The organism is Archangium violaceum, from assembly GCF_016859125.1.
Taxonomy (GTDB): domain Bacteria; phylum Myxococcota; class Myxococcia; order Myxococcales; family Myxococcaceae; genus Archangium; species Archangium violaceum_A.
This window is the reverse complement of the sequence record NZ_CP069338.1, coordinates 768548-794424: the sequence shown is the minus strand read 5'-3', so window position 1 is coordinate 794424 and position 25877 is coordinate 768548. Positions and strand designations below refer to the sequence as shown.

At 69.6% G+C, this 25877-nt stretch carries 19 protein-coding genes; 11 read left to right on the top strand and 8 right to left on the bottom strand.

Going from position 1 to position 25877, the window contains the following annotated elements:
- The first annotated feature begins 51 nt into the window (after nt 1–51).
- Nucleotides 52–1785 carry a BamA/TamA family outer membrane protein gene (locus JQX13_RS03390; protein WP_203407647.1) on the top strand — a complete coding sequence of 578 codons (1734 nt, stop codon included), beginning with the start codon at nt 52–54 and terminating at the stop codon, nt 1783–1785.
- A gap of 7 nt (nt 1786–1792) precedes the next feature.
- On the top strand, nt 1793–3166 hold the full coding sequence (locus tag JQX13_RS03385) for a glycosyltransferase family 39 protein (RefSeq protein ID WP_203407646.1): 1374 nt from the start codon (nt 1793–1795) through the stop codon (nt 3164–3166).
- Here the strand turns inward: JQX13_RS03385 and JQX13_RS03380 are convergent.
- Together JQX13_RS03380 and JQX13_RS03375 are read right to left on the bottom strand one after the other, a co-directional pair.
- A complete protein-coding gene (locus JQX13_RS03380; protein WP_203407645.1) occupies nt 3150–4973 on the bottom strand; it encodes a methyl-accepting chemotaxis protein in 1824 nt (607 codons plus the stop codon). The two genes, JQX13_RS03385 and JQX13_RS03380, sit on opposite strands and share 17 nt — an antisense overlap.
- 152 nt (nt 4974–5125) lie before the next feature.
- Nucleotides 5126–5896 (bottom strand): hypothetical protein, encoded by a 771-nt coding sequence (locus JQX13_RS03375; protein WP_430384150.1) that lies wholly within the window; start codon nt 5894–5896, stop codon nt 5126–5128.
- Between the two features lie 115 nt (nt 5897–6011).
- On the opposite strand from JQX13_RS03375, the gene JQX13_RS03370 reads away from it, so the two are divergent.
- Nucleotides 6012–8228, top strand: coding sequence for a S9 family peptidase (locus JQX13_RS03370; protein ID WP_203407644.1), 2217 nt, complete (start codon nt 6012–6014; stop codon nt 8226–8228).
- A gap of 106 nt (nt 8229–8334) precedes the next feature.
- Here JQX13_RS03370 and JQX13_RS03365 read toward each other — a convergent pair whose 3' ends face one another.
- From JQX13_RS03365 to JQX13_RS03355, 3 genes are all read right to left on the bottom strand, one after another.
- Entirely contained in the window at nt 8335–8538 is a 204-nt protein-coding gene (locus tag JQX13_RS03365; RefSeq protein ID WP_108066901.1) for a cold-shock protein, read from the bottom strand.
- A gap of 146 nt (nt 8539–8684) precedes the next feature.
- Entirely contained in the window at nt 8685–9911 is a 1227-nt protein-coding gene (gene odhB / locus JQX13_RS03360; protein ID WP_203407643.1) for a 2-oxoglutarate dehydrogenase complex dihydrolipoyllysine-residue succinyltransferase, read from the bottom strand.
- Nucleotides 9901–12777, bottom strand: a complete 2877-nt coding sequence (locus JQX13_RS03355) for a 2-oxoglutarate dehydrogenase E1 component (RefSeq protein WP_203407642.1) — start codon at nt 12775–12777, stop codon at nt 9901–9903. The genes odhB and JQX13_RS03355 overlap by 11 nt, the downstream gene beginning before the upstream one ends.
- Nucleotides 12778–13025: 248 nt before the next feature.
- Here JQX13_RS03355 and fabI point away from each other — a divergent pair, with 248 nt between their 5' ends.
- From fabI to JQX13_RS03315, 8 genes are all read left to right on the top strand, one after another.
- Nucleotides 13026–13859, top strand: coding sequence for an enoyl-ACP reductase FabI (gene fabI / locus JQX13_RS03350; protein ID WP_203407641.1), 834 nt, complete (start codon nt 13026–13028; stop codon nt 13857–13859).
- Nucleotides 13860–14006: 147 nt separating this feature from the next.
- The gene (locus JQX13_RS03345) at nt 14007–14384 is read left to right on the top strand and encodes a response regulator (protein WP_203407640.1); all 378 of its coding nucleotides are present in this window, start codon (nt 14007–14009) and stop codon (nt 14382–14384) included.
- 10 nt (nt 14385–14394) lie between these two features.
- On the top strand, nt 14395–15261 hold the full coding sequence (locus JQX13_RS03340) for a response regulator (RefSeq protein ID WP_203407639.1): 867 nt from the start codon (nt 14395–14397) through the stop codon (nt 15259–15261).
- Nucleotides 15258–16472 carry a CheR family methyltransferase gene (locus JQX13_RS03335; RefSeq protein ID WP_203407638.1) on the top strand — a complete coding sequence of 405 codons (1215 nt, stop codon included), beginning with the start codon at nt 15258–15260 and terminating at the stop codon, nt 16470–16472. Before JQX13_RS03340 ends, JQX13_RS03335 begins: the two co-directional genes overlap by 4 nt.
- Complete coding sequence (locus JQX13_RS03330; RefSeq protein ID WP_203407637.1) at nt 16469–17014, top strand: chemotaxis protein CheW; 546 nt, start codon at nt 16469–16471, stop codon at nt 17012–17014. Before JQX13_RS03335 ends, JQX13_RS03330 begins: the two co-directional genes overlap by 4 nt.
- Nucleotides 17004–19175: a hybrid sensor histidine kinase/response regulator gene (locus JQX13_RS03325; RefSeq protein WP_203407636.1), complete on the top strand. Its 2172-nt coding sequence runs from the start codon at nt 17004–17006 to the stop codon at nt 19173–19175. The genes JQX13_RS03330 and JQX13_RS03325 overlap by 11 nt, the downstream gene beginning before the upstream one ends.
- Complete coding sequence (locus tag JQX13_RS03320; RefSeq protein ID WP_203407635.1) at nt 19172–20242, top strand: chemotaxis protein CheB; 1071 nt, start codon at nt 19172–19174, stop codon at nt 20240–20242. The genes JQX13_RS03325 and JQX13_RS03320 overlap by 4 nt, the downstream gene beginning before the upstream one ends.
- Nucleotides 20243–20300: 58 nt before the next feature.
- Nucleotides 20301–21899, top strand: a complete 1599-nt coding sequence (locus tag JQX13_RS03315) for a methyl-accepting chemotaxis protein (RefSeq protein ID WP_203407634.1) — start codon at nt 20301–20303, stop codon at nt 21897–21899.
- Nucleotides 21900–21979: 80 nt separating this feature from the next.
- Here JQX13_RS03315 and clpA read toward each other — a convergent pair whose 3' ends face one another.
- The 3 genes from clpA to JQX13_RS03300 are packed head-to-tail and all read right to left on the bottom strand — an operon-like array spanning nt 21980 to nt 25817.
- Nucleotides 21980–24298, bottom strand: coding sequence for an ATP-dependent Clp protease ATP-binding subunit ClpA (gene clpA, locus JQX13_RS03310; protein WP_203407633.1), 2319 nt, complete (start codon nt 24296–24298; stop codon nt 21980–21982).
- A 4-nt stretch (nt 24299–24302) separates the two neighbouring features.
- Nucleotides 24303–24629, bottom strand: coding sequence for an ATP-dependent Clp protease adaptor ClpS (locus tag JQX13_RS03305; RefSeq protein WP_108066889.1), 327 nt, complete (start codon nt 24627–24629; stop codon nt 24303–24305).
- A gap of 9 nt (nt 24630–24638) precedes the next feature.
- Complete coding sequence (locus tag JQX13_RS03300) at nt 24639–25817, bottom strand: GNAT family N-acetyltransferase (RefSeq protein ID WP_203407632.1); 1179 nt, start codon at nt 25815–25817, stop codon at nt 24639–24641.
- Between the last annotated feature and the right edge of the window lie 60 nt (nt 25818–25877).

Below are 25877 nucleotides of genomic sequence, written 5' to 3'. Positions count from 1 at the left end.
GAGCTGTTCACTACCGTATTCCCGGACCAGGGGCCATGACAGGATGTGGACGTGTCACTCGCCTGGTCCGCCCTGATCGCCGCGTCCCTGCTGGCCGCTCGAGCCATCCCGCCCGTCGAGGGCTATGAGGACGCGCTCGTGCAGTGGGGACTGGCCCAGGAGGGGCTGTCGCCCGAGCCGGACCCCGAGGGCAAGCGTCTGGAGTCGGTGCGGGTGGTCTCCGAGGACGTCGTCGCCCCGACGGATCCCTACCCCCTGTTCCTCAACGTGTTCCATGTACGGACCCGCGAGCAGGTCATCCGGCGCGAGGTGCTGCTGGAGCCCGGGAAACCCTACTCGGTGGCGCTCGCCCAGGAGACGGCGCGCAACCTGCGCAAGCTGGGCATCTTCGCGGTGGTGCGCGTGGTGGCGGTGCGGGGCTCCTCGCCGGACGCGGTGTCGCTGCTGATCATCACCAAGGATTTGTGGTCGCTGCGGCTCAACCAGGACTTCCAGGTGGTGGGCTCGCTGGTGCAGTCGCTGCGCCTGCAGGGCACCGAGCAGAACTTCCTCGGGTTGAACAAGAAGGTGGCGCTGGACTTCCTCCTTCGCCGGGACTCGCTGAGCTTCGGACAGACGTATGTGGATCCACGCCTCGCGGGAAGCCGCTGGTCCCTCAACGAGAACGCCTACCTCATCTACGGGCGCGAGGACGGCCAGCTCGAGGGCTCCAAGGGAAGCGTGCTGCTGTCGCGGCCCTTCTTCTCGCTGGACACGCCGTGGAGCTTCCAGGCGCAGGTGGCGTGGCGCGTGCAGCCCGTCCGCGTCTTCCGCGGCGCGGATATCTGGGAGCTGCCGTACCCCGAAGGCGGGACGGTGCCCTATGTCTACGATGCGCGCGAATTCAGTGGGAGCACGCTGTACCTGCGCTCCTGGGGCTCGCGCTACAAGGTGGACGCGGGCGGGGGGCTCGGTGCGTACCACCGGCGCTATGGGGCTCCCGCGGACTCCGGGCTGGACGAGGCCCGGCGCGCGTGGCTGCGGGACACGCTTCTGCCTCGCAGCGAGGACGCCACCTATGTGCTCGGCTACATCCGCCTCTGGGAGACCCGTTACGAGGTGATGCGCGACGTGGACTCCTACGCGCTCTCCGAGGACTTCCAGGTGGGGCACTACGTCACCGCCACGGCGCGCTATGCGCCCGCGCTGTTCGCCTCCGCCGGGAATTTCGCGGAGGTGGGCCTCACCGCCCGTTACCGGGTGCGCCTGGGCGATGCGCTCTCCTCGGTGGCCGCCGCCGCGTCCGTGCGCCGGTTGCTCGGAGACGAGGGGCGATGGAGCAACCGCCGCTGGGCCGCGGAGGTGCAGCAGGTGTCGCCGAAGGTGCTCGGCGGGCGCTTCGTGGTGCGGGGACTGCTGGACGTGAACATCGACGACCTGAACGAGCGCGTGCTGTTGCTCGGGGGCGGCAACGGGCTGCGGGGCGCGCAGCCGGAGGCCTATTCGGGCAAGCGCATGGCCCTGGTCAACGTGGAGTACCGGACCGCCCCGCTCGTCCTCTACACGGTGCACCTGGGAGGCGTGCTCTTCTATGACGCGGGTTCCGCGTTCGACGAGAGCCCCGGCTTCGTGCACTCGGTGGGCGTGGGCGTGCGGTTGCTCTTCCCCCAGTTCAACACCTTCCCGTTCCGCATCGATTTCGGGTACGTCCTCAACGATGACCGACCTCCCGTCGGCGGCCGCTTCTCCTTCAGCGGTGGCCAGGTGACGGAGTTCCGGCCCGGGTTCCTGGATGCGCCTCTCTAGGTCGTTGTTGGCTTCACCTTCCCGACTCGCCGCGGTGGGAGCGTTCCTCGCGGTGCTGGTGGCGGCGCTCGCTCGCGGACGGGTCCATCCGGACGAGGTCTTCCAGTACCTGGAGCCGGCGCACGGGCTCGTCTTCGGCTACCGCGCGGTCGCCTGGGAGTGGGTGGATGGGCTTCGCAATTGGGCGGTGCCCGGAGTGCTCGCGGGACTGCTCGCGCTGTGCCGGGCGCTCGGGCTCGAGCACCCGTGGGTGATGGTGGGCGTCGTGTGGTGTGCGTGCGCGAGCGTGCAGGCGGTGGGAACGCTGCTGTTGTTCCGGCTGGTGGAGGAGCGGGACGGCCGCGAGGCGGCGCTCCTGGCGGCGGGCGTCCACGCCACCTGGGGCGGATTCCTCATCTACGCCGCGAGGCCGCTCGGGGACGTGCTGAGCGTGGTTCCCCTGCTGGGCGCGCTCCTGTGGGCCTGTCGCGCTCGTGACCGGGACGGGGCTCTCGCGGGGCTCTGGTGCGGCGTGCTGCTGGGCGTGGCGTTCGTCATCCGCTACCCCTCGGCGGTGTTCGGGGTGCCCATCGCCGTGAGCCTCATGGGGGCCCGGCGCTGGCGCTCGTTCGCGGGCTTCGCGGTGGGCTCGGGCGCGGTGCTGTTGGGGCTCGGCGTGCTCGATTGGCTCACCTGGGGCACGCCCTGGGCGTCCGCCTGGAACTACTTCCATTTCAACATCTCCAGCGGTTCCTCGGCGTCGCGATTCGGCCGGCAGCCGGTGTGGTGGTACGCGCCCATCCTGGCCGGCATGGCGCCCCTGCTGCTCGTCTGGCACTTCGCGCGAGGGCTGGCCCGGAGGGAGCTGCTCGTGGGGGCCTTCGTGTTCTACCTCGGGGTGCTGTGCGCGCTGGGGCACAAGGAGGCGCGCTTCCTGGTGCCGCTGCTCCCCCTCTTCGTGGCGCTCGCGGCCGGACCCGCCGCGAGGGACCTCGCCCGACTCGCGAGCAGGCGCGCGGTGATGGGGGTGCTCCTGGGGCTGTACGTGCTCTCCTCGGTGCTCGCGGCCACCGTGACGTTCCCATCCGGGCTGCGCGCGGGAGTCATCGACGGCACCGTGGTCGCGGGCAGGGACGCGGCACTCACCGGGCTCGTCATCGCCGGCCCGCCCGAGTGGAACACGGGAGGACGCTTCTACCTGCACCGCGACGTGCCGGTGTTCGTGGGGGCCGGGCACTCGGAGGACGAGGTACGCGAGCGGCTCTCGGACGCCCGGTTCTCCCACGCGCTCGTGGATGGCAGGGCGGTGGGGGAGGACACCTTGCGTGCCACCGGCTTCTGTCTGGAGCGGCGGGGGAGGGGAGCGGCGCTCTGGAAGCGCTGTCCTACTCCTTCCGGTTGAGCTGGTAGCGGCGGGCGATCTCCGTCACCTCGCGCGTGACGGCCTGGAGCGTCTCGGTGGCCTGCAGCGTGGTGTCCAGGCGCTTCATCGTCTCGTCCATGCCGGCGGAGATGTGGGCGATGGCGTTGAAGATGTGCGAGATGCCCGTGTTCTGCTGGTTCACCGCGACGGCGATCTGCCGCACGGACGCGGCGCTCTCCTGGATGATGAGCGACATCTCGCGCAGGTTGTTTCCCGAGGACTTCACCATCTCCAGGCCGCCCTCGACCTGCCGGGCGCCCTGCTCGCTCATGGAGACCACGTCCCGGATGGCGGTGCCGATGTCCAGCAGGCTCTTGCGGATGAGGGCGTTCTCCCGGATGGTCTGATCGGCCAGCTTGCGAATCTCACTGGCGACCACGGCGAAGCCCGCGCCCTGGTCTCCCGCGCGCGCGGCCTCGATGGAGGCGTTGAGCGCCAGCAGGTGGGACTGGTCGGCCAGATCCTTCACCGTGACGGCGATGCTGGCGATCTTCGTGGCGCTCTCCTGCAACCGCAGCACCTTGCCGCGGATGCCGTCCACGAAGTCGCCGATGGTGTTCAGCCCCGTCAGGGTCCGCTCCAGGGCCTCCTCGCCGTACTGTCCGAGCTGCTCGGCATGGCCCGCCACGCTGAGCACGCTCTCGGCCTTGTGGGACGCCAGGTCGGAGGTGGTGCGGATCTCCTCCGAGGTGAGCTGGGCCTCCTGGAGCATGGCGGCCTGCTCGGTGATGCGCTGGCGCTGCTGGTGGCTGGCGGAGCCGAGCGCCGTGCTCGCGGAGAGCAGCAGGCTGGCCGAGGCCTGGAGGCGGGTGGGAATCTCCTGGAGGTGCTCCAGGGCCGTGAGCATTCCCGACGAGACGTCACCCAGCTCGTCGGTGGAGACCCAGGGCGGTGCGATGGGCGTGCCGTTGGCCAGTCCCGCGATGGCCTCCTGGAGCGCCGCCGTGGCCCGTACCTGCCGGCGTGCCAGCATCCAGGCGGTGAGCGAGGTCACCAGCAGGGTGACGACGCCCAGGGTCAGCAGTGGCGGGCCCAGTGACGAGAACAGGGAGTCGCTGAAGGTCCGCAGCGTCTTCACGGCCAGCTCGGCCTGGGCCCGGGGGAGGGTGGGGTCCTCGAGCAGGGCCCGCGTCTGGGCGTCGCGCAGCTCGAGCGTCTGGAGGACGAACACCAGTCCGCAGATGACCAGGGTGCTCGCCACGGTGGTGATGATCGCATACGGCAGGTACCAGCGCTGCCGCGGCCAGAAGGGGCCCTTGCCGCTGGCGGGGACCCGCAGGCGGTTGCGCTCCTCGAGCACGAAGGGCATCAACATCTGCTCGAGCTTGATGCCCACGGGCAGCGACAGCACCTGGCCCAGGGTGGAGGCGACGAGCAGCCCGAGTCCCACCATCAGGGCGTGCTTGTGGAAGCGCAGGACGAGGGGGACGGTGAAGGCGAGTCCGCCCACCAGACTGGTGACCTGGATGCCCAGGAACGAGAGCTTCCAGGGCAGCATCTGCAGGCGGACGAGGCGCTCCTGTGGAGGCTCCTCGGGGTGTACGCGGAAATGGCTGTGCAGCAGCGCGGAGACACCCACCCCTGGCATCACGACACCGACCACCAGCAGGATGGGCGGAAGCAGGTAGAGCACGCTCCAGACGATGTCCTGGGCCGACACCCCGAGCGACAACCCGATGAGGTACGCGGCGAGGGGCGTGGAGGGGATGAGCCACGCCATCACGACGAGGAGGACTCGTCGGAGGAGCTGTGGAGGAATGACCGTCTGCGGGGGCGAGCCGTTCATGAGGCGTGGCCATTCTCCCAGAGGGAGGGGGGCGGAAGGAGGGACGCCGGGAGAAGTCGCGGTGCCTGCCTGGATGCTTCCCTGTCGGGCCTGATGCTAACGCGGTGCGCCCGGCGCGTCTTCAAATAGAGGAAAACCCGGGAAAAGGAAATCTAGGGGAGCTGTGTCCGCAGCAGCTCCCGGAAGAGGACCTCGGCCACATCCCGGAAGAGCTCCCCCGCGGCCAGGAGTCCGCCACAGTGGTGCGGCTCCCTCGCCAGTGTCAGCGCGACACACCGTTCCAGCACCGCCTCCCAGAAGGACTCCGAGTCCGGTGGCAGCAGGTACTCCCGGATGACACTCCGGGGCCAGGGCAGCACCGTTGTCGGGTCCGCGTCGCTCAGGCTGGTGAAGCAGTCCAGGTCCACGTCCAGCAGCACGCGCTCGGCGGACGCCAGCACTTCACGCACCGCATCACCGGGGGCGGGCGCGTTGTAGGCCTCCGCGGCCCGGTCCACCGTGGGGACCACCACCAGCCGGTGCGAGCGCCCCCGCGTGTCCACATACACGTCCCCGGTGAACGTTCCCCGGGGTCGTCCGCGTGCGATCACCAGCGCGTCGCCCACCAGCCCCGCCTCCATCGCCGCCAGCACGTGGTCGTAGTTGCGCACGTCCAGGGCCCAGCGCGCGTGCTCGTCCAGGGCCCTCAGGCCCGCCGAGCGATCCGGTACCGCGCCCGGCGCCGCTGGCACCACCAGGTCCAGGTGCCGGTCCAGTGTCACCAGCAGTGCCGCCGGACCGTCCCCCAGTGCGCACGCCCACGAGGGCAGCGCCAGCCGGTGCGGATCGAACACGTACGCGTCCGTGGGCCCCCGCCCGCCACCGAGCGCCAGCCGGATGACTCCCGCCAGTCGGAGGTGCCTCTGCGAATCATCGTCCATCATGGGGAATAACCGTCATCCCGCGGCTCTTTGCGGGCCGCGCGCCGCCAGGAGTGTAGGCTGCGCGCGCTTTCTACCTCAAAGGAGGGAGTGCCCGTTCCTCGGGCGCCAGCCTCGCATGCGCATCCTGCTCGCAGCCGCGCTCCTTCTCACGAGCGCCCCCGTCCTCGCCCAGCAGCCTCCCGCCAAGCCCATGTCCTCCACCTCGCAAGATGCCTTCCTGCGGGACTACGCGGAGACGCGCCGCTTCATGAGCGGACGTCCCGTCAACCCCCGCATCACTCCCGACGAGAAGACCGTCCTCTTCCTGCGCGGTCAGCCCCGCGCGCCCATCCAGACCCTCTTCGCCTTCGACGTGGCCACCGGTGAGGCGAAGGAGGTGCTCACGCCCGAGGCCATCCTCAAGGGCGCCGAGGAGACGCTCTCCCCCGAGGAGAAGGCCCGCCGCGAGCGCATGCGCGTGAGCGCCCGGGGCTTCACCTCCTACCAGCTCTCCGAGGACGGTGCGCGCATCCTGGTGCCGCTCTCCGGCAAGCTCTACCTCGTCGAGCGCGCCACCGGGAAGTCGACCGAGCTGAAGACGGGCGAGGGCGTCATCGATCCGCGCTTCTCCCCCGACGGCAAGCAGGTGGGCTACGTCCGGGACAACGACGTCTTCCGCATCGACCTGGCCACCAACAAGGAGCGCCGCGTCACCAGCGGAGGCACTCCGGCGAAGACCCACGGCCTGGCCGAGTTCGTCGCCCAGGAGGAGATGAGCCGCTTCTCCGGCTGGTGGTGGAGCCCGGACGCGAAGTCCATCGCCTACACCGAGTCGGACACCTCGGGCGTGGAGAAGCTCTCCATCATCGACGTGATGCACCCCGAGCGTGGCTCCGAGGACTACGCCTACCCGCGTCCGGGCAAGGCCAACGCGAAGGTGCGCCTGGGCATCACCCCGGTGACGGGTGGCAAGACGGTCTGGGTGCGGTGGGACGCGGAGAAGTACCCGTACCTGGCCACCGTGGTGTGGCCGAAGAAGGGCCCCCTCACCCTCCTGGTGCAGAACCGCACGCAGACGGAGGAGAAGCTGCTCGCGGTGGACGTGGCCAGCGGCAGGACGCGCGAGCTCCTCACCGAGAAGGATGAGGCCTGGCTCGAACTGGAGCAGTCCTTCCCGCTGTGGCTCGAGGATGGCAGCGGCTTCCTCTGGTACACCGAGCGCAACGGTGGCCCCGAGGTGGAGCTGCGCAACCCGGACGGAAGCCTGGCGCGCTCGCTGGTGAAGCCGGAGGCGGGCTTCCGGGGCCTGGCCCGCTACGTCGAGGCGGACCGCACCCTCTACTTCACCGGTGGCCCCAACCCCACGGAGAGCTACCTGTGGCGCGTGAAGGACGGCGGCGCCCCGGAGCAGGTGCGCCCGGGCACCACCGGCGAGGCCGTCGAGATGGGGAGCGTGTCCAAGTCGGGCAACCTGCTCGTCATCAACCACTCGAGCCCCAAGTCCATGCCGCGCACCTACGTGGCGCGCGCGGACGGCTCGCGCGTGGGGGAGCTGCCCTCCGTGGCGGTGGAGCCCGGCTTCACCCCCATCGTCGAGTTCCGCGAGGTGGGTCCGCTGAAGTTCCACTCCTCGCTGGTTCGCCCGCGCAACGCGAAGCCCGGCCAGAAGCTGCCCACCATCGTCGAGGTGTACGCCGGCCCCACCGTCACCGTCGTGCACAAGTCCATGGCGGCGCACCTGTTGTCGCAGTGGATGGCGGACCAGGGCTTCCTCATCGCCCGTTTCGACGGACGCGGCACTCCGCTGCGCGGCGCGAAGTGGCAGCGCGAGGTGCGCGGGGACTTCTCCGGTGTGACGCTGGAGGACCAGGCCACCGCCGTCCAGGCGCTCGCCGCGGTGGTGCCCGAGGTGGACGTGCAGCGCGTGGGCATCGAGGGTTGGAGCTTCGGTGGCTACATGGCCGCGCTCGCCGCTCTCAAGCGTCCGGAGGTCTTCAAGGCGGCCGTGGCGGGTGCTCCGGTGGTGGACTGGCTCGACTACGACACCCACTACACCGAGCGCTACCTGGGCCTGCCCCAGCAGAACCCCGAGGCGTACGAGAAGAGCTCGCTGCTCACCTACGCGCGCGACACCCGCAGGCCCATCTCCCCGCTGCTGCTCATCCACGGCACCGCGGACGACAACGTCTACTTCTTCCACACGCTCAAGCTCTCCGACGCGCTCTTCCGCGCCGGCAAGCGCCATGAGCTGCTGCCCCTGAGCGGCCTCACGCACATGGTGCCGGATCCGCTCGTCACCCAGCGTCAGTACGAGTGGGTGATGGGCCACTTCAAGCGGCACCTCACGAAGTAGCGGCCCGCTGCCCGGGCGCGGTCACCCGCGAATGAAAAGGCCCGGCTCCTCTCGAGGTGCCGGGCCTTTTCTTCAGGCCACTACGGGTACGGAGTGGCTCGGGACATCAGACGGCGCGTACGTTCTGCGCCTGCAGGCCCTTGGGACCACGAGCCAGCTCGAACTCCACCTTCTGCCCCTCGGCGAGGGTCCGGAACCCGTCCATGTTGATGGCGGTGTGGTGGCAGAACACGTCCTCGCCACCGCCGTCCTGCACGATGAATCCGAAGCCCTTCGCGTCGTTGAACCACTTCACGGTACCAGTTGCCATTGTGCTTCCTTGTCAGGAGCCGGCCGTGGGCCGACTCGTTCTCCCGTCCCCCGTCCGTCGGGTGACAAGTGAAGTTGTAGGCGGCCAGCCGACCGCCTGTCTAGTCGGCTGGCCCGTTTTCCCGTTTGCTACTGTCTGTCTGGATTTCAAATTTCCAGCAGCAGCCGAGTCGGATCCTCGATGCAGTCCTTCACGCGCACGAGGAACTGCACGGCCTCGCGGCCGTCGATGAGCCGGTGATCGTAGGAGAGGGCCAGGTACATGATGGGCCGGATGACGACCTGGCCGTTGCGGGCCACCGGGCGCTCCACGATGTTGTGCATCCCCAGGATGCCCGTCTGGGGCGGGTTGATGATGGGGGTGGAGAGCATCGAGCCGAAGATGCCGCCGTTGGTGATGGTGAAGGTGCCGCCCTGCAGCTCGGCGAGCGTGAGCTTGTCGCTGCGCGCCCGGACGCCGTAGTCGCCGACCTTCTTCTCCAGCTCGGCCATGGACAGGGTGTCGGCGTCGCGCACGACGGGGACCACCAGGCCGCGGCTGCCGCTCACCGCCACGCCGATGTCGTAGTAGTGCTTGAAGACGACGTCGTCGCCGTCGATCTCCGCGTTGACCTGGGGGAAGGCCTTGAGGGCCTCGACGGCGGCGCGGATGAAGAAGCTCATGAAGCCGAGCTTCACGCCGTGACGGGCCAGGAACTTCTCCTGGTGCTGCTTGCGCAGGTCCATCACCGCGCCCATGTCCACCTCGTTGAAGGTGGTGAGGATGGCGGCGGTGGACTGGGCCTGGACGAGGCGCTCGGCGACGCGGCGGCGCAGCGGCGTCATCTTCACGCGCTCCTCGCGGTCGGCGCGCGGGCGCGGGCCGGAGGGAGCGGGGGCCGGAGCCGGAGCACGCTGGGCGGGGGCCTCGGCCGGGCGGTTGAGCTGACCGAGCGCGTCCTCCTTGGTGATGCGGCCGCCGGTGCCGGAGCCCTTGAGCTGGGCCACGTCCAGCTTGTTCTCCTCGACGATCTTCCGGGCGGTGGGCGTCATGCGGACGTCGGCCGCGGCGGAAGAGGCCGCGGCGGGAGCGGCGGCCACGGGGGCGGGAGCGGGAGCGGGAGCGGGGGTCTGCGGCGCGGTGGCGGTGGCGCCAGCGCCGGCCTCGATGGTGCCCAGCACGTCACCCACGCGCACCTTGTCGCCCTCGTTGAAGGCGATGGTGGCGATGGCGCCGGCGGCGGGAGCGGGCACGTCGATGGTGACCTTGTCGGTCTCCAGGACGACGAGGGGCTCGTCGGCGGACACCGCGTCACCCTTCTTCTTGTTCCACTTCCCGACGACGGCTTCAGTGATGGACTCGCCCAGGGGCGGGACTTTCAGTTCAACGGCCATTCTTGGTTCCTCGGAGGATGGCTTCCTCGACGATGAGCTGCTGCTCCAGGTTGTGCGTCTGCGGGAAGCCGGTGGCGGGGCTGGCGGCTTCCGCGCGTCCGATGTAGCCCAGCTTCAGCGGACCGCCCTGGTTCCGCGCGGCGGCCAGGTCGTGCAGGCGGGGGAACATGAAGTGCCAGGCGCCCGAGTTCCGGGGCTCCTCTTGCACCCAGAAGAGCTCGGTGAGCTTCGGCATCTTCGCGACGAGGCCTGCCAGCTCGTCGAAGGGGAACGGGTAGAGCTGCTCCACGCGCACGATGGCGATGGAGTCGTCCTTGCGCTCGTCCCGGGCCTTGACCAGGTCGTAGTAGACCTTGCCCGAGCACAGGAGCAGCCGCGTCACGCCGGCCGGGTCCACCTTGTCCAGGATGACCTCCTGGAAGGTGCCGGTGGCCAGCTCGTCCAGCTTGCTCGTCGCCTCGGGGCGGCGCAGCAGGCTCTTGGGCGACATGATCACGAGCGGCTTGCGCAGCGGGCGCAGCACCTGGCGCCGCAGCAGGTGGAAGATCTGCGCGGGCGTGGTGGGGTAGACGACCTGGATGTTGTCCTCGGCGGACAGGTTGAGGAAGCGCTCCAGACGCGCGCTGGAGTGCTCCGGGCCCTGGCCCTCGTAGCCGTGCGGCAGGAGCAGGGTGATGCCGCTGAGCCGCCGCCACTTGGTCTCCGCCGCGGCGATGAACTGGTCGATGATGATCTGCGCGCCGTTGGCGAAGTCACCGAACTGGGCCTCCCAGAGGATGAGGCCGTCCGGCACGTCGAGGCTGTAGCCGTACTCGAAGCCCAGCACGCCCATCTCCGACAGCGGGCTGTTGAAGACGTCGAAGCGGGCCCTGCCGGTGGGGAACTGCCGCAGGGGGACGAACTCGTCGCCCGTCTTCACGTCGTGCAGCACGGCGTGGCGGTGGCTGAAGGTGCCGCGCTCGCAGTCCTGGCCGCTCAGGCGGATGGTGTAGCCCTCGGAGAGCAGCGTGGCGTAGGCCAGCGACTCGCCCTCGCTCCACTGCAGCTCCTCCGACTGGAGCATGCCCTGGCGCTTCTTGAGCACCGTGCGCTCCACGTCGCGGTGGACGTTGAAGCCCTCGGGCACCTCGGCCAGCTTCTTCAGGGCCGCGCGCAGCGTCTCCTTGTCCACCGCCGTGGTCACCTGCGGGGCGCTCTTGTGGAGCCCGCCCTTGTAGGGCTTCCACAGGCCCTCGAGCGCGCTCGGCTCCTTGAACTCGCTGTGCGCGCGGGCGCGGGTGAGCGCCGCGTCGAACTCCTGCATGCAGCGCTGCTTGATCGCCTCGGACTCCTCCGCGGGGAGGCGGCCCTTCTCCGCCAGCTGCTGCGCGTAGATCGTCCGCACGGTCGGGTGCTTGCGGATGATCTCGTACATCTCCGGCTGCGTGAACGAGGGGTCATCGCCCTCGTTGTGGCCGTAGCGGCGGTAGCACACCAGGTCGATGACGACGTCGCTCTTGAAGGTCTGCCGGTACTCGGCGACCAGGCGCGCCACGTGGACGCACGCCTCGGGGTCATCCCCGTTCACGTGGAAGACGGGCACGTCCAGCATCTGGGCGAGCGCCGTGGAGTAGATGGAGCTGCGCGACTCCTGCGGGTCGGTGGTGAAGCCCACCTGGTTGTTGATGACGACGTGCAGGGTGCCGCCCGTCTTGTAGCCCTCGAGCCCGGCGAGGTTGAGCGTCTCGGCCACCACGCCCTGGCCGATGAAGGCCGCGTCACCGTGGATGAGCAGCGGCATCACCTTGGTGCGCTCGGTGTCCCCGCTGCGATCCTGCTTGGCGCGCACGCGCCCCTCCACCACCGGGTCCACCGCCTCGAGGTGGCTGGGGTTGAAGGCCAGCGACAGGTGGATGCTCTGCCCGGTGCGCGTGGCATGGTCCGAGCTGAAACCCATGTGGTACTTCACGTCGCCGCGGCCCATGTGCTGCTTGGGATCCTGCGGGCCCTCGAACTCGCTGAAGATCTGCGCGGGCTGCTTGCCCAGGATGTTCGTCAGCACGTTGAGGCGGCCGCGGTGGGCCATGCCGATGACGACCTCCTTGAGCCCCATGCCGCCGCCCACCTCGAGCACGGCATCCAACATGGGCACCAGCGCCTCGCCGCCGTCGAGCGCGAAGCGCTTGGCGCCGATGAACTTGGTGTGCAGGAAGTTCTCGAAGCCCTCGGCGTAGGACAGCCGGGTGAGGATGTGGCGCTGGTCCTCCACGGAGAACTCCGTGCGGTTCTCCGCGTGCTCCATGCGCCGCATCAGCCAGCGCCGCCGCTCGCTGTCGAGCATCTGCATGTACTCGACGCCGATGGAGGCGGTGTACGTGCGGCGCAGCCGGCCGAGCAGGTCCTTGAGCTTGACGCGCGCCTCGGGGAAGACGTTGGAGCTCTCCACCAGCTGCTCCAGCTCGGCGGCGGAGAAGTGCTTCTCGTCCACCATGCCCACGTCGGCCACGTGGTCCAGCGTCGGGCGGGGACGTCCGAGCGGATCCAGGCGGGCGCGCAGGTGTCCGCGCAGCCGGAAGGCCGAGATGGTCTGGTCCACCCGGGCCTGCAGCTTCATGTCCTGCTCGAAGGCGACCGTGGCGGCCGTCTGCGGGGCCAGTGCGACCGCGGCGGCGGGCTTGTTGCCCCTGCCGTCCTTGCCCGGAACCACGGGCGCGGGTGGCTCGAGCAGGGTGGAGTTGAAGATGGGTCGGCCGGCGCCGTCGTTGCGCTGGAACAGCTCGCGCCAGCTCGGGTCCACGCTGGACGGATCCTCGAGGTAGCGCGCGTAGAGCCCCTCGATGAAGTCGATGTTTCCGCCGGAGAGGTACGAGTCCTGGAAATTCGCCATGGCGTGTCGTCTTTTACTGGAAGGCCGCCCCGTTGGGGGGTTTTCGGCACGATTTGTTGATAAGGCGCGCCCCCCTTCCAGCCTTTCCTGGCTAGGGGGAGCAGCAGGATTCATGCGCTGCGTGAGCGCAACTTCATCCGTTGGGCTCCCCGGGCGGGGCGCGGGACCCGGGTGACTTCCTGGCCTACCCGGGCTTCCGGGTGATAAACCCCCCGGACTTCTCTCTCTTTAGCCAGAAAGGCCTATGCATGCTGCTGCAGGGCAAGAAGCTCCTCATCACCGGAGTGCTCACCCCCCAGTCGCTCGCCTACGGTGTGGCCGAGCACGCGCTGGAGCAGGGGGCTGACATCCTCCTCACCGGATTCGGCCGGGCGCGCTCGCTCACGGAGCGGAGCGCGAAGCGTCTCAAGGCGGGCACCGAGGTGCTGGAGCTGGACGTCACCAACCCCGCCCATTTCTCCGCCCTCACCGAGTCGCTGCGCCAGCGCTGGGGCCGGGTGGATGGCGTGCTGCACTCCATCGCCTACGCCCCCGAGGACGCGCTCGGCGGCAACTTCCTCAACACTCCCTGGGAGAGCGTCCAGACCGCGTTCCGCATCTCGGCCTTCTCCCTCAAGGAGCTGTCCGTGGCGGTGATGCCGCTGATGCCGCAGGGCGGCTCCATCGTCACGCTGGACTTCGACAACCGCGTGGCCTGGCCCATCTACGACTGGATGGGGGTGTGCAAGGCGGCCCTGGAGGCCACCGTGCGCTACCTGGCGAGGGACCTCGGCCCCAAGGGCATCCGGGTCAACGCCCTGGCCGCCGGCCCGCTGGCCACCGTGGCCGCCAAGGGCATCCCCGGCTTCAAGTCCCTGGAGAAGGGCTGGGGCACCCAGGCACCCCTGGGGTGGGACGCCCGCAAGAGCCACGACATGGTGGCTCGCACTGCGTGTGCGCTCCTTTCGGACTGGCTACCTTCCACCACGGGCGAAATGGTGCACGTGGACGGTGGCTACCACGCCATTGGCGCACCGCCAGTGGACCCGAACGAGGACAAGGAGGGGGGAGGGGATGCCGGCGCTCCTACCTCGGCCGGCTGATCGCTGTACGGGGGGAGGAGCTCGCTTTTCCCTCTGGTGTTCAGGATTCGATCGCCCCGGCTTTTGCTGGAAGGCGAGGTCACGCTACAGTCTCACCGTTTCCTTCACCCGGGTCCCGAATCCTTCGAGCCCGGGAGGAGCCTGGGTTTGAGCGCCAACATCCTCCTCGTGGATGACAGCCCGACCGTACGTAACATCCTCAAGATCTACCTCATGAACCTGAAGATGGGGTTCGTCGAGGCAGAGGATGCGACGCGCGCGTTGCAATTGCTCCGGCTTGTGCCGGTCAAGCTCGTCATCGCCGATATCAACATGCCTGGTATGGACGGCATCACCTTCGTGAAGCAGGTTCGCGCGAGCCCCCTGGCTCAAGTGCGCGACGTCCCGGTCATCCTTCTCACGGGTGAACGGGGCGGGGACCTGCGTCAGCGCGGGGTCGACGCCGGTGCCAATGCGTTCATCAACAAGCCGGTCTCGCATCACGACCTGACAGAGACCGTGCGCAAGTTCCTGGCGCAGAACTGAGAGCCGAGCCGTGAGCCTCCCGTCCCTGCTCCTCGTCGATGACAGTGATGCCATCCTCGCGCTCGAGCGCGCGATCCTCTCCGGCCATTACGCGCTGAACACCGCGAGCAATGGCAAGGAGGCGCTCGAGAAGGTGAACCGCGTGCAGCCCGCGGCCATCCTTCTGGACCTCTCCATGCCCGAGATGGATGGTGACGAGGTCCTCAAGCGACTCAAGGCGGACCCCACCACCTCTTCCATCCCCGTCATCATCATCTCCTCGGAGGTGGGTCGGGCGGAGGCGTGTCTGGGACTTGGCGCGGAGCTCTTCCTGGCCAAGCCCTTCCGGGCCGATGAGTTGTTGAGCGCGGTGGAGAACGCACTGGCCAACGCGCGGCGCCGTGCGCGGCAGGGCTCCATGGCCCTGCTGCGGCTCACGGTGGGGGGGTTGGAGTTCGCCATCCCCCTGGACGCCGTGCGCCAGGTCATCCTCCAGCCCGCCACGCGTCCGCTGCCGTTGGGGCCGGGGTACATCTCCGAGTTCTTCGAGCTGCGGGGCCAGCCGGTGTGCGTGCTGGACCTGGCGCGCCGGCTGGACGTGGCGCACCAGGAGACCGTCGAGGAGCGCAAGCTCGTCATCCTGGAGATCGACGGTCTGCAGCTGGCGCTGAGCGTGGACGCGGTGCAGGACCCGGAGGAGTATCAGTCCTCGGAGATCGAGCGGCGCGAGCGCGTGGGTGGCGCCGAGCACGGTCAGCTCCGGGACACCCTCATGGGCATGCTACGGGCGGGTGATCGCTCGGTGCCCATTTTCGATCCCAGGGCTTTCGCCACCCAGGAGCTGCTGCGCGAGGCGGTACATGTGCTGCGGCCGGCGGGGGTGGAGCGCAGCGCATGAGTTCGGGGGTGGAGCCTCAGCAGGTGCTCGCGCGGGCGCGTGAAGTCGTCTCGTCGTGCACGGGCTTCCGTGACACGGCCATCTCACCCTCGGCGGTGGATCGCGTCGTGCGCGCGGAGCTGGCCCGGGGCCGTTCCGCCTCGGATCTGCTGGCGGAACTGCAGCGTCCCGGCGCTCCGCTGGCGCGAGCCCTGCTGGACGCCGTGCTGGTGGGGGAGACGTACTTCTTCCGTCACCCGGAGCAGTTCCGGTTCCTCGCCTCGGAGGCGGTGCCCGCGGCGCTGCGCCGGGGCAACTCCGTCCTGCGCGGCTGGAGTGCCGGGTGCGCCTCGGGGGAGGAGACCTATTCCATCGCCGCGTGCCTGCTGGGGACTGTGCCCCAGGGCGTGCGCGTGGAGGTGCTCGGCACCGACCTGCACGAGGGGCGCCTGGAGGCCGCTCGCCGGGGGGTGTACGGCAACTGGTCCCGCCGCGAGGCCGGGCCCCTGCTCCATCCCCTCTATGTGGAGGTCGCCGAGGGGAGGGTGAGCATCCTCGACCCGGTGCGCGCCGTCACGCGCTTCGCCCAGGCCAACCTGCTGGAGCCGCTGCCGGACTCCCACGGCCGTTTCGACGTCATCTTCTGCCGCAACGTGCTGACGTATTTCTCCCCGGACGCGGTGCAGACGGCGCTGGGGCATCTGGCGCGCGCGCTCGTGCCGGGCGGCCACCTGCTGCTGGGGACGGTGGAGGTGGACCATCCGCCCGCGGGGCTGGTTCGCGTGGGGCCTCCGGAGCTGCAGGCCTTCCGCCGCCCGACGCCCAAGGAGCTGGCGCCGCCTCCCAAGGCCGTCGTGCGCGAGCCCGAGCCCGTCAAGGTGTCCGCTCGCGCGACCCCGCCTCCCGCGCCGCGGCCTCCTCCTCCTCCCTCTCCCGTGCTCCTCCACACGGAAGCGCTCCATCGCATCGAGGGAGGGGACGAGGCCGGTGCGTCCACCATTCTGGAAAAGCTGTTGCAACAGTTCCGGGACTATCTCCCCGGCATGCTGGAGCTCGCCCTGCTGCGTGAGCGCGCAGGGGCGCGCGAGGCTGCCTTCGCTCTCATGCACACCGTGCGCGACAATGCCGCCCGGCTTCCGCCGGATCAGATCATCGAGGGGCCCGAGCCGTTGCCGGCCCGCTTCTACAGGGCGTCAGCTGACGCCTTCCTCACCCTGGGAGCCATCGAATGACATCCACCCTCCGAGGCCCTGAGGAGGTTCAGGATCAAGAGGTCCGCATGCTCCTGGACGAGCGTGCGGCGCGCCTGCGTGGGCGAGCCGACGGCTCCGCCGACGAGACCGTGCTCATGGTGGCCGAGTTCCCCCTGGGCGAGGAGCGGTACGCGATTCCGCTCGACTCGCTGCGCGCGGCGCTGCCGCTGCGTCTGGTGACGCCGGTGCCCCTGTCCGAGCCGCACGTCATCGGCGTGCTGCGCTACCAGGGCCAGGTGCTTGCCGAGCTCAGCCTCGCCGCGCTGATGGGCGGCCACGGCTGGCGGCAGGACCCCGCCGTGCTGCTCGTGGTGGATCGCGGTGACGGGGAGCTGTGCGCCCTGGACTGCGAGGCCATTCCCCGCCCGCTCAGCCTGCCCGCCGCGGCGGTGGAGGCGGCGCGCACCCATGCCGAGGGTCCGGTGACGGAGGTCCTCCTGTCCACCACCCGCCAAGTCATCCACCTCATCGATCTGCCGCGCCTCTTCGCGCGCGGTGCCGGGGCGCGCAATGCCGGTTGACCCCATGCTGCAGAGCCTCGTGGCGGGTTTCTCGTCCGAGGCGCAGGAAGTCTGTCAGAAGGTCACCCTGGACCTGCTCGAGCTGGAGCGGGAAGGGCTCGACAACGAGGCGCTGGGCAAGGTGTACACCCGCCTGGCGCGCCACCTGCACACCCTCAAGGGCAGTGCGGCCAGCCTCGGGTTGCAGGACCTGAGCTCCATCGCGCACAAGCTGGAAGATGCCCTCGCGCCGCTGCGCAAGGACATCAAGCCCATGCCGCGCTCCATCGTGGACATGCTGCTGCACGGGCTGGATCTGTTCCTGCTGCGTGCGCAGGCCCACGCGGAGGGCCGCGGGGAGGCGCTGCCGGATCCAACGGCCGCCCTGGCCCAGCTCGTGGCGGACGCGCCGCCCCCCGAGGAGGCCGCCAACGCGCCGGCCGCCGCCGTGGCCCATGGGCCCGCGTCGGGCGCGACCTCCGCCGCCGGGGCCCCGGCCGCCGCGCCGCAGCTGTCCGTCTCGTCCCTGGTGGATGATGACGCGGTGGACGCTGGCTGGCGCGTGGGTGCGCACCAGGTGACGGCGCTGCTGCGAGAGGTGGAGCGCCTGCGCGAGTTCCGCATGCGCCTGGAGGACCGGCTTCGTGACATCTCCAAGGCCGTGGAGCTGTTGACGGCGCGCGAGCTGCTGGCGCCCACGGCCCGCGCCCGCGCGATGCTGGCGTCCGTGTCCGCTGGCGTGCGCTCCGACGGCCACGAGGCCTCGGACATCGTCGACAGCCTGGAGGAGGGCCTCAAGTCCATCACCACGCGCCCGGTGCGCACCATCCTCGAGCCGCTGCAGCGCATGGTGCGCGACCTGTCGCGCCAGCTGGGCAAGCAGGCCCGGCTCTCCGTGGTGGGCGCCGAGGTGTCGCTGGACCGCCGGCTGCTGGAGAAGCTCAAGGGCGCCATGGTGCACCTGCTGCGCAACGCGGTGGACCACGGCATCGAGATGCCGGACGAGCGCGAGCGCGCGGGCAAGCACCACGAGGGTGCCCTCACCCTGCGCGTGGAGCAGCAGGGCAACATCCTCTTCATCGAGCTGAGCGATGACGGGCGTGGCATCGACGTGGCCTCGGTGCGCGCCTCCGCCGAGCGCAAGGGACTCATCACCGCCGAAGAGGGCGCGCGGATGCACGAGACGCAGATCCGCGACCTCATCTTCCGCCCCGGCTTCAGCACCCGCTCGGACGTCACCGACACCTCGGGCCGAGGCGTGGGCCTGGACGCGGTGCGCGCCGCGGCGGAGTCCATGCAGGGCCGCATCGAGGTGATGAGCACCAAGGGCTCCGGCACGCGCTTCATCCTCACCGTGCCGATGGAGCTGGGCAGCTCCCCGGTGCTCACGGTGCGGGCCGTCGACGCATCGGTGGGCCTGCCCATGCTGGCCGTGGAGTCCACCCAGCTGGCCAGCAAGGACAACCTGCGCATCGGCCGCCTGAAGACGCAGCTGGACTACAACGGCCAGCTGGTGCCGGTGGCGGACCTGGGCTCGCGCCTGGGCCTGCGCGCCGCGGCGCCTCCTTCCGAGGGCCAGCCGCTCATCATCGTCCAGAGTGGCGGCAAGCGCCTGGCGCTCGCGGTGGACGCGGTGGTGGGAGACCGCGATCTCGTCATCCGCCCGCTGCCCGCCGAGGTGCGCGACGTGCCCGCCTATCAGGGCGCGGCCATCCTCAGCCGCGGCGAGCTGCTGCTCATCCTCCGCCCTGGCTGGGTGGTGACGGAGGCCGCTCCGCAGACCCTGGCCATGCCCCAGAGCCGCCGGGCCCTCGTGGTGGACGACTCGCTCACCGCGCGCGCCCTGCACCGCGCCATGCTGGAGGCCGGTGGCTTCACCGTGCACCTGGCGGCCAGTGGCGCCCGTGCCCTGGAGCGGTTGCAGACGGAGGTTTACGACGTGATCATCTGCGACCTCGAGATGGAGGAGATGAACGGTACGGAGCTCATCGCGAAGGTGCGCTCTCAGCCGGATACCAAGGACGTTCCGTGCATCCTCGTGTCCGCCAACGACACCTCGGGCGCTCGGGCGCGCGGCCTGTCGGCGGGTGCGGACGGCTACCTCAGCAAGCGTGAGTGCGCCGCCGGCCGTCTGCTGACCGAGGTGCTCGACGTGATGAGCCGTAGGGGGGCTCGCGCATGAGCAGCGGGAAGGCCCCCATCCGCGTGTTGGTGGTGGATGACTCGCCCACCATGGCGGACGCTGTCAGCGCCCTGCTGACGGATGATCCGCGCATCGAAGTGGTTGGCCGCGCCAATACCGGCAGTCGTGCGGTGACGCTGGCGCGGCTGCTGCGTCCGGACGTCATCACCATGGACCTGTTGATGCCGGACCTGGACGGACCGGCGGCCATCGCGGCCATCATGGCCGAGGCTCCGGCGCGCATCCTCGTGGTGAGCGCCGTGGCGGACCAGCGCAACCTGGAGGTGTGCTTCCAGGCGATGAGCGCGGGCGCGCTGGAGCTCATCGGCAAGCCCGCCGTCAGCAGTGGCGAGGAGCTGCGCCGTTGGGGCCGGCAGCTGGCCGAGTCGGTGTGCCTGATGGCGGAGGTGCCGGTCATCTCCCGCCGCATGCGCATCGCCTCCCCGCCGCCGCCCGTCACCGGCGCCCGGGTGGACATCTTCGGCCTGGCGGCCTCCACGGGAGGTCCGCCCGCGCTCTCCGATGTGCTCTCCCGCCTGCCGGCGGACCTGCCCGTGCCCATCGTCATCGCCCAGCACATCACCGAGGGCTTCACCCCCGGCATGGTGCGCTGGCTCTCCCAGGTGACGTCCCTGAAGGTCGTCATCGGGCGGGAGGGCGAGAAGCTGGAGCCCGGCCGGGTGTACTTCCCGCTGGACGGGCACGACCTGACGGTGGAGGGCAACGGGGTGGTTCGGCTGACGCGCACGCGCGGCGGTCCGTGTCCCTCGGGAGACCTGCTGCTGTCATCCCTGGCTCGCACCTACGGGAGCCGCGCGGGCGGTGGTGTGCTCACCGGCATGGGCGAGGACGGGGCGCGCGGCCTGCTGGACATCCGCAAGGCCGGCGGCGTCACCTTCGCCCAGGACGAGGCCTCCTCGGTCGTCTTTGGCATGCCTCGGGTGGCCATCGAACTGAAGGCCGCGGACCGCGGGGTTCCCTTGTCCGCCATTCCCGACATCATCCGCATGAGCTGCCGCCGCGGCCCCATGCCGAACCGCCCTCCGGGTCCGGAAGGTGTTGCTTGAGCTCGTCTGTGCGCCGGCCCGTCTCGCCGGTTTCGATCTTCTTCGCTGAGGTGCTTCCATGAGCCCCAACGCCACCTCGAATCAATCGATGGGCATTGGTCCCAAATTCGTTACCGTGACCGCGATCGTCAGTGTCGCCATCGCGCTCCTGCTCACCGGCGTCGCGGCCCAGAGGCTGCGCAGCAACCTCATGGAGAGCACCGTGAGCGAGGGCAAGGCCATCGCCATCGGTTTCGCGGCGGCCGCCGAGCGGGCCTCCGCCGACGGTGCCACCTCGCTCCAGCCCCTGCTGGACACGTTCCGTGACGCCGACGGCGTGGGCTACCTCTACGTGGTGGACAGCGCCAACAACGTGCTCGCCCACACCTTCACGGGGAATGTCCCCGAGCCGCTGCTCAGCGCCAACAGCCTGCAGCCCGGCGAGCTCACCGACGGCCGGCGCGTGAAGGTGCAGGAGGAGGTGGAGACGGAGATCGACGGCAGGACGGTGGACGTCGCCGACGTGGCCGCCCCCCTGGCCGGTGGCGTGCGCGGTGTGCTGCACGTGGGCATGAAGCACGAGAACGTCGGCGCCCAGGTTCGCCGGCTGTGGCTCAACATGATGCTGCTGGGCCTGCTCGTCGTCGCCGTGGGAGTCGCTGGCGTGGTCATGCTCAGCCGCTCCATCGCGCGTCCGCTGCGCGAGCTCACCGAGGCGGCCGCCCACATCGTCGAGTCGGGTGACCTCACCCGCCCCATCCAGGTGTCCGCCGCGGGCGAGGTGGGCCAGCTCGCCGAGTACTTCGGGCAGATGGTGCAGCGCCTGCGCACGGTGACGCAGAACCTCCAGCAGGCCGCCGAGGCCCTCAACGCCTCCACCGAGCAGCTCAACAGCTCCGCCGCGGAGCAGTCGCAGACGGTCTCCCGTCAGGCCTCCGCGCTCCAGGAGACGCAGGTCACCGCCCAGGAAATCCGCCAGACGAGTCTCCTGGCCGCCCAGAAGGCCGACTCGGTGCTCTCCGTGGCCGAGCGGGCCGACGAGCTCAGCCGCTCGGGCGAGGCCGCCCTGGAGCAGACGCTCACCGGCCTCAACGACATCCGCACCCAGGTGCAGGAGATCGCCCAGAAGATCCTCGAGCTCGGCGAGCGCACCCAGCAGATCGGCAGCATCACCCAGACGGTGAAGGACCTGGCCGACCAGTCCAACATGCTGGCGCTCAACGCCGCCATCGAGGCTGTGCGCTCGGGCGAGCACGGCAAGGGCTTCGGCGTGGTGGCGCGTGAAATCCGCGCCCTGGCCGACCAGTCCATCGAGTCCACGGACCGCGTGCGCGAGCTGCTGGACGATATCGGCAACTCGGTGGCCATGGCCGTGCGCATCACCGAGCGTGGCTCGCAGCGCATGGAGGCGGGCCTGGAGCAGGTGCGCACCTACGGCAAGAACCTGCGCGAGCTGTCCGTCATCATCCAGGACAACGCCGCCGCCGTGCGGCAGATCGCCGCCGCCGTGGGCCAGCAGAACGTGGGCATCAACCAGATCACCACCGCCGTGAGCGACCTGTCCAAGATGATGGACGAGACCGTCGCCCGTATCGGCGCCACCGGCGAGGCCGCCACCACGCTGCAGATCATCGCCGACCAGCTCAGCAGCGCGGTGAAGGTCTACCGGGTGCAGTAGTCCACCGACGGTAGGAAGGACGAAGGGCCAGGGGAGGGAAACCTCCACCTGGCCCTTGTCGTTTCCGGGGTCCGCCGTGGCTACGCCGCGGGGGCGGGCTCCTGGGCGGGCACGGCCTTGAGCTTCAGGCCCTCGCCCTCCACGTCGAAGCGGGCGATGCCACCACCGTTCGCCAGCTCGCCGAAGAGCAGCGCCTCGGCCAGCGGCTTCTTGAGCGAGTTGTCCACCAGCCGCGCCATGGGCCGCGCACCGAAGGCCGGGTCGTACCCGTTCTCGGCCAGCCACGCCCGCGCCGCCGGCGTCAGCTCCAGCTTCACGTTCTTCTCCGTGAGCATCTTCTGGAGCAGGCCCACTTCCTTGTCCACCACCTTGAGGATGACCTCGGGCGGCAGGCCGGAGAAGAGCACCCACCCGTCCAGGCGGTTGCGGAACTCGGGCGTGAAGGTGTTTTCAATCGCCTTCTTCGCGCGCATGGCGTCCGCCGGGGCCTGCTTGTCACCGAAGCCGATGGACTTGGTGCTCATCTCCCGCGCACCCGCGTTGGTGGTGAGGATGAGGATGATGTTGCGGAAGTCCGCCTTGCGGCCGTTGTTGTCCGTCAACGTCGCGTGGTCCATCACCTGGAGCAGGATGTTGAAGAGGTCCGGGTGGGCCTTTTCGATTTCGTCCAGCACCAGCACCGCGTAGGGGTGCTTGCGGATGGCGTCGGTGAGCAGGCCTCCCTGGTCGAAGCCCACGTAGCCCGGAGGCGCGCCGATGAGCCGGCTCACCGTGTGCTTCTCCGAGTACTCGCTCATGTCGAAGCGCAGGAACTCCACGCCCAGCACCGCGGCGAGCTGCTTGGCCAGCTCCGTCTTGCCCACGCCCGTGGGGCCCGAGAAGAGGAAGCTGCCAATCGGCTTCTCCGGCGCGCGCAGGCCGCTGCGCGCCAGCTTGATGGCGTCCACCACCGACTTGATGGCCGAGTCCTGGCCGAAGATGACCTTGTTGAGCTCGGGCTCCAGGTTCTTGAGCTGCACGCCCTCGCTGGCGGACACGCTCTTGGCGGGAATCCGCGCCATCTTCGAGATGACGGCCTCCACGTCCGCCACCGTCACCTGGCCGGTGCGCTGACCCTCGGGCTTGAGTCGCTCGGCCGCGCCCGTCTCGTCGATGACGTCGATGGCCTTGTCCGGCAGGAAGCGGTCGTTGATGTGCTTGGCGCTCAGCTCGGCCGCCGCCCGCAGGGCCTCCGTGGCGTACTTCACCCCGTGGTGGTCCTCGTAGCGGCTCTTCAACCCCTCGAGGATGAGGATGGTGTCCTCCACGCTCGGCTCGCCCACCTCGATCTTCTGGAAGCGCCGCGACAGCGCCCGGTCCCGCTCGAAGGACGCCTTGAACTCCTGGTACGTCGTCGAGCCGATGCAGCGCAGCCGGCCGCTGGCCAGCGCGGGCTTGAGCAGGTTGGATGCGTCCATGGAGCCGCCACTGGTGGCCCCCGCACCGACGATGGTGTGGATCTCGTCGATGAAGAGGATGGCGTCCGGGTGCTCCTGCAGCGCCTTGAGCACGCCCTTGAGGCGCTCCTCGAACTGGCCGCGGAACTTGGTGCCCGCCAGCAGCGCGCCCATGTCCAGCGAGAAGATGACCGCGTTCTTCAGCGCCTCGGGCACCCGGCCCTCGTGGATGTGGAGCGCCAGGCCCTCGGCGATGGCCGTCTTGCCCACGCCCGTCTCGCCCACGTAGAGCGGGTTGTTCTTCCGGCGCCGGCAGAGCACCTGGATGGTGCGCTCCAGCTCCTTCTGGCGCCCGATGAGCGGATCGATGCGGCCCAGCTTCGCCTCCGCGTTGAGGTTGGTGGTGTAGGCCTCCAGGGGGCTCTTGCGCGGACCCCCCTCACCCTCCTCGTCCTCTCCACCGGCCGGCGTGCCACTGGCGCGCGGAGCGCTCCCGGAGCCGCCGCTCTCGGACGACTCGTCCTTGGAGATGCCGTGGGAGATGAAGTTGAGGAGATCCAACCGGGTGACCCCCTCCTGCTGCAGCAGGTAGAGGGCATGGCTCTCCTCCTCGCGGAAGAGCGCCACGAGGATGTCCCCACCGTCGATGTACTTCTGCTCGGCGGACAGGGCGTGCATGGCCGCGCGGTGCAGCACGCGCTCCACGCCGATGGTCTGCTGCGGTTCGGCCTCTACCCCCTCGGGCAGACGCTCGACCGTCTCCTCCAGGAAGCCCTCCAGGCGCTCCTGGAGGCGCTTGACGTTGGCCCCGCAGCCCTTGAGCACTTCCCGGGTACGGGCGTCCTTGGTGAGCGCGAGCAACAGGTGCTCGAGCGTCAGGTATTCGTGCCGCATCCGGCTCGCCTCTTCCAGCGCGTTCCGGAAGCTGTCCTGCAATGCCTTGGCAATCAGCGGTCCCGCCACGGTCTCAACCTTCCTCTGGTTCCATCGAGAGGCGCAGCGGGAAGCCATTCTCCCGCGCCGCCGCCTCCACGGTCCTGATCTTCGTCTCGGCGACCTCGAACGTATAAACGCCAGCTACGCCGATACCGTTGTAATGAACGTGCAGCATGATCTGCACGGCGTCCGTCTCGGATTTGTGGAAGACCTCCTTGAGGACGGCCACCACGAACTCCCGAGTCGTGTAGTTGTCGTTGTGCAGGAGCACCTTGTAGAGGGTGGGCCGCTTGAGCTTCTTCTGCGGTACCGTCTCGGTGACGACGTTGGAATCCGGATCGTACTTCTCTCGGGACATGGTCTCCCTCTAACGAGTAGGGGGCACCAACGGCCCCCGCTTGAATCCTGTTTCGGCTTGCCACCGGGGCAGGCCAGCCAGCACGGCCGCTCGTTCGTGCTCCAGGAAGGAGCGTACCGCCCGATCGACCCCCGGGTGGAACAGCAAGTGAGCGCTCCAGGTGAGGCTCGGCTCGAAACCCCGGGTGAGCTTGTGCTCCCCGCCCGCCCCCGGTTCGATGCGCTCCAGCCCCCGGGCGATGGCCTCCGCCACCGGGTGGTAGAGGCACACGTTGAAGTGCAGGAAGGGGTGCTCCTCGAAGCAGCCCCAATAACGGCCGTAGAGCACCCGGTGTCCCACCAGGTTGAAGGCCCCGGCCACCAGCCGGCCGTCCTGGCGGGCCTCCACCACCTCGCAGGACGAGCGGAAGGTGGAGAGCATCCGCGCGAAGAAGTCCGGGGTGAGGAAGCGCCGGCCCCACGGGTACTTGTCCACCGTGGAGGCATAGAGGCGATAGAGATCGTCCGGCTCCACCCCGGCCAGCTCCTCGCCCCGAAGGGTGCGCAGGGTCAGGCCCTGGGCGGCCGGCGCGCGCAGCTCCCGGCGAATCTGGTGGCGCCGCCGCGCGTGGAAGCGGCCGAGGAAGTCCTCGAAGGAGCCATAACCCTTGTTGCGCCATTGATACTGGACGCCCAGCCGCACCGCGTAACCGGCGGCCTCCAGGGTGGTGGCCTCGGCCTCGGTGGCGAAGTGGACATGGACGCTGGAGAAGCCCTCGGCGCGGGCGTACTCCTGGGCGGCGCGGGCGAGCTCCTCCTCCCGGGCTCGACGGTCCTCGTCCGCGGCCACCAACATGCGGCGGCCCGTCACGGGGGTGAAGGGCACCGTCAGCAGCAGCTTCGGGTAGTAGCGCACCCCCTGGCGCTCGGTGGCGGTGGCCCAGGACCAGTCGGCGACGAACTCGCCGTGACTGTCGTCCTTGAGGTAGGCGGGGGCCGCCGCCACCAACCGCGCGCCCCTCCACAGGGTGAGGTGGCGCGGATGCCAGCCGACATGGGGACCCACGCTGCCACTCTCCTCCAACGCCGCGAGGAAGGCCCACTCCAGGAAGGGCCGGGCCGCGTCGTCGAGCAGCGCGTCCCAGGTTCCCCGAGGGACCTCGGTGATGGCGCGATGGATGCGCAGGGTGGGCGGCAGCGGGTCGGACATCGTCGAGCGGCCGGAGCCTATAACGGCCAGGCCCGGGGCCCGCCAGCTCGCCGGAAACGG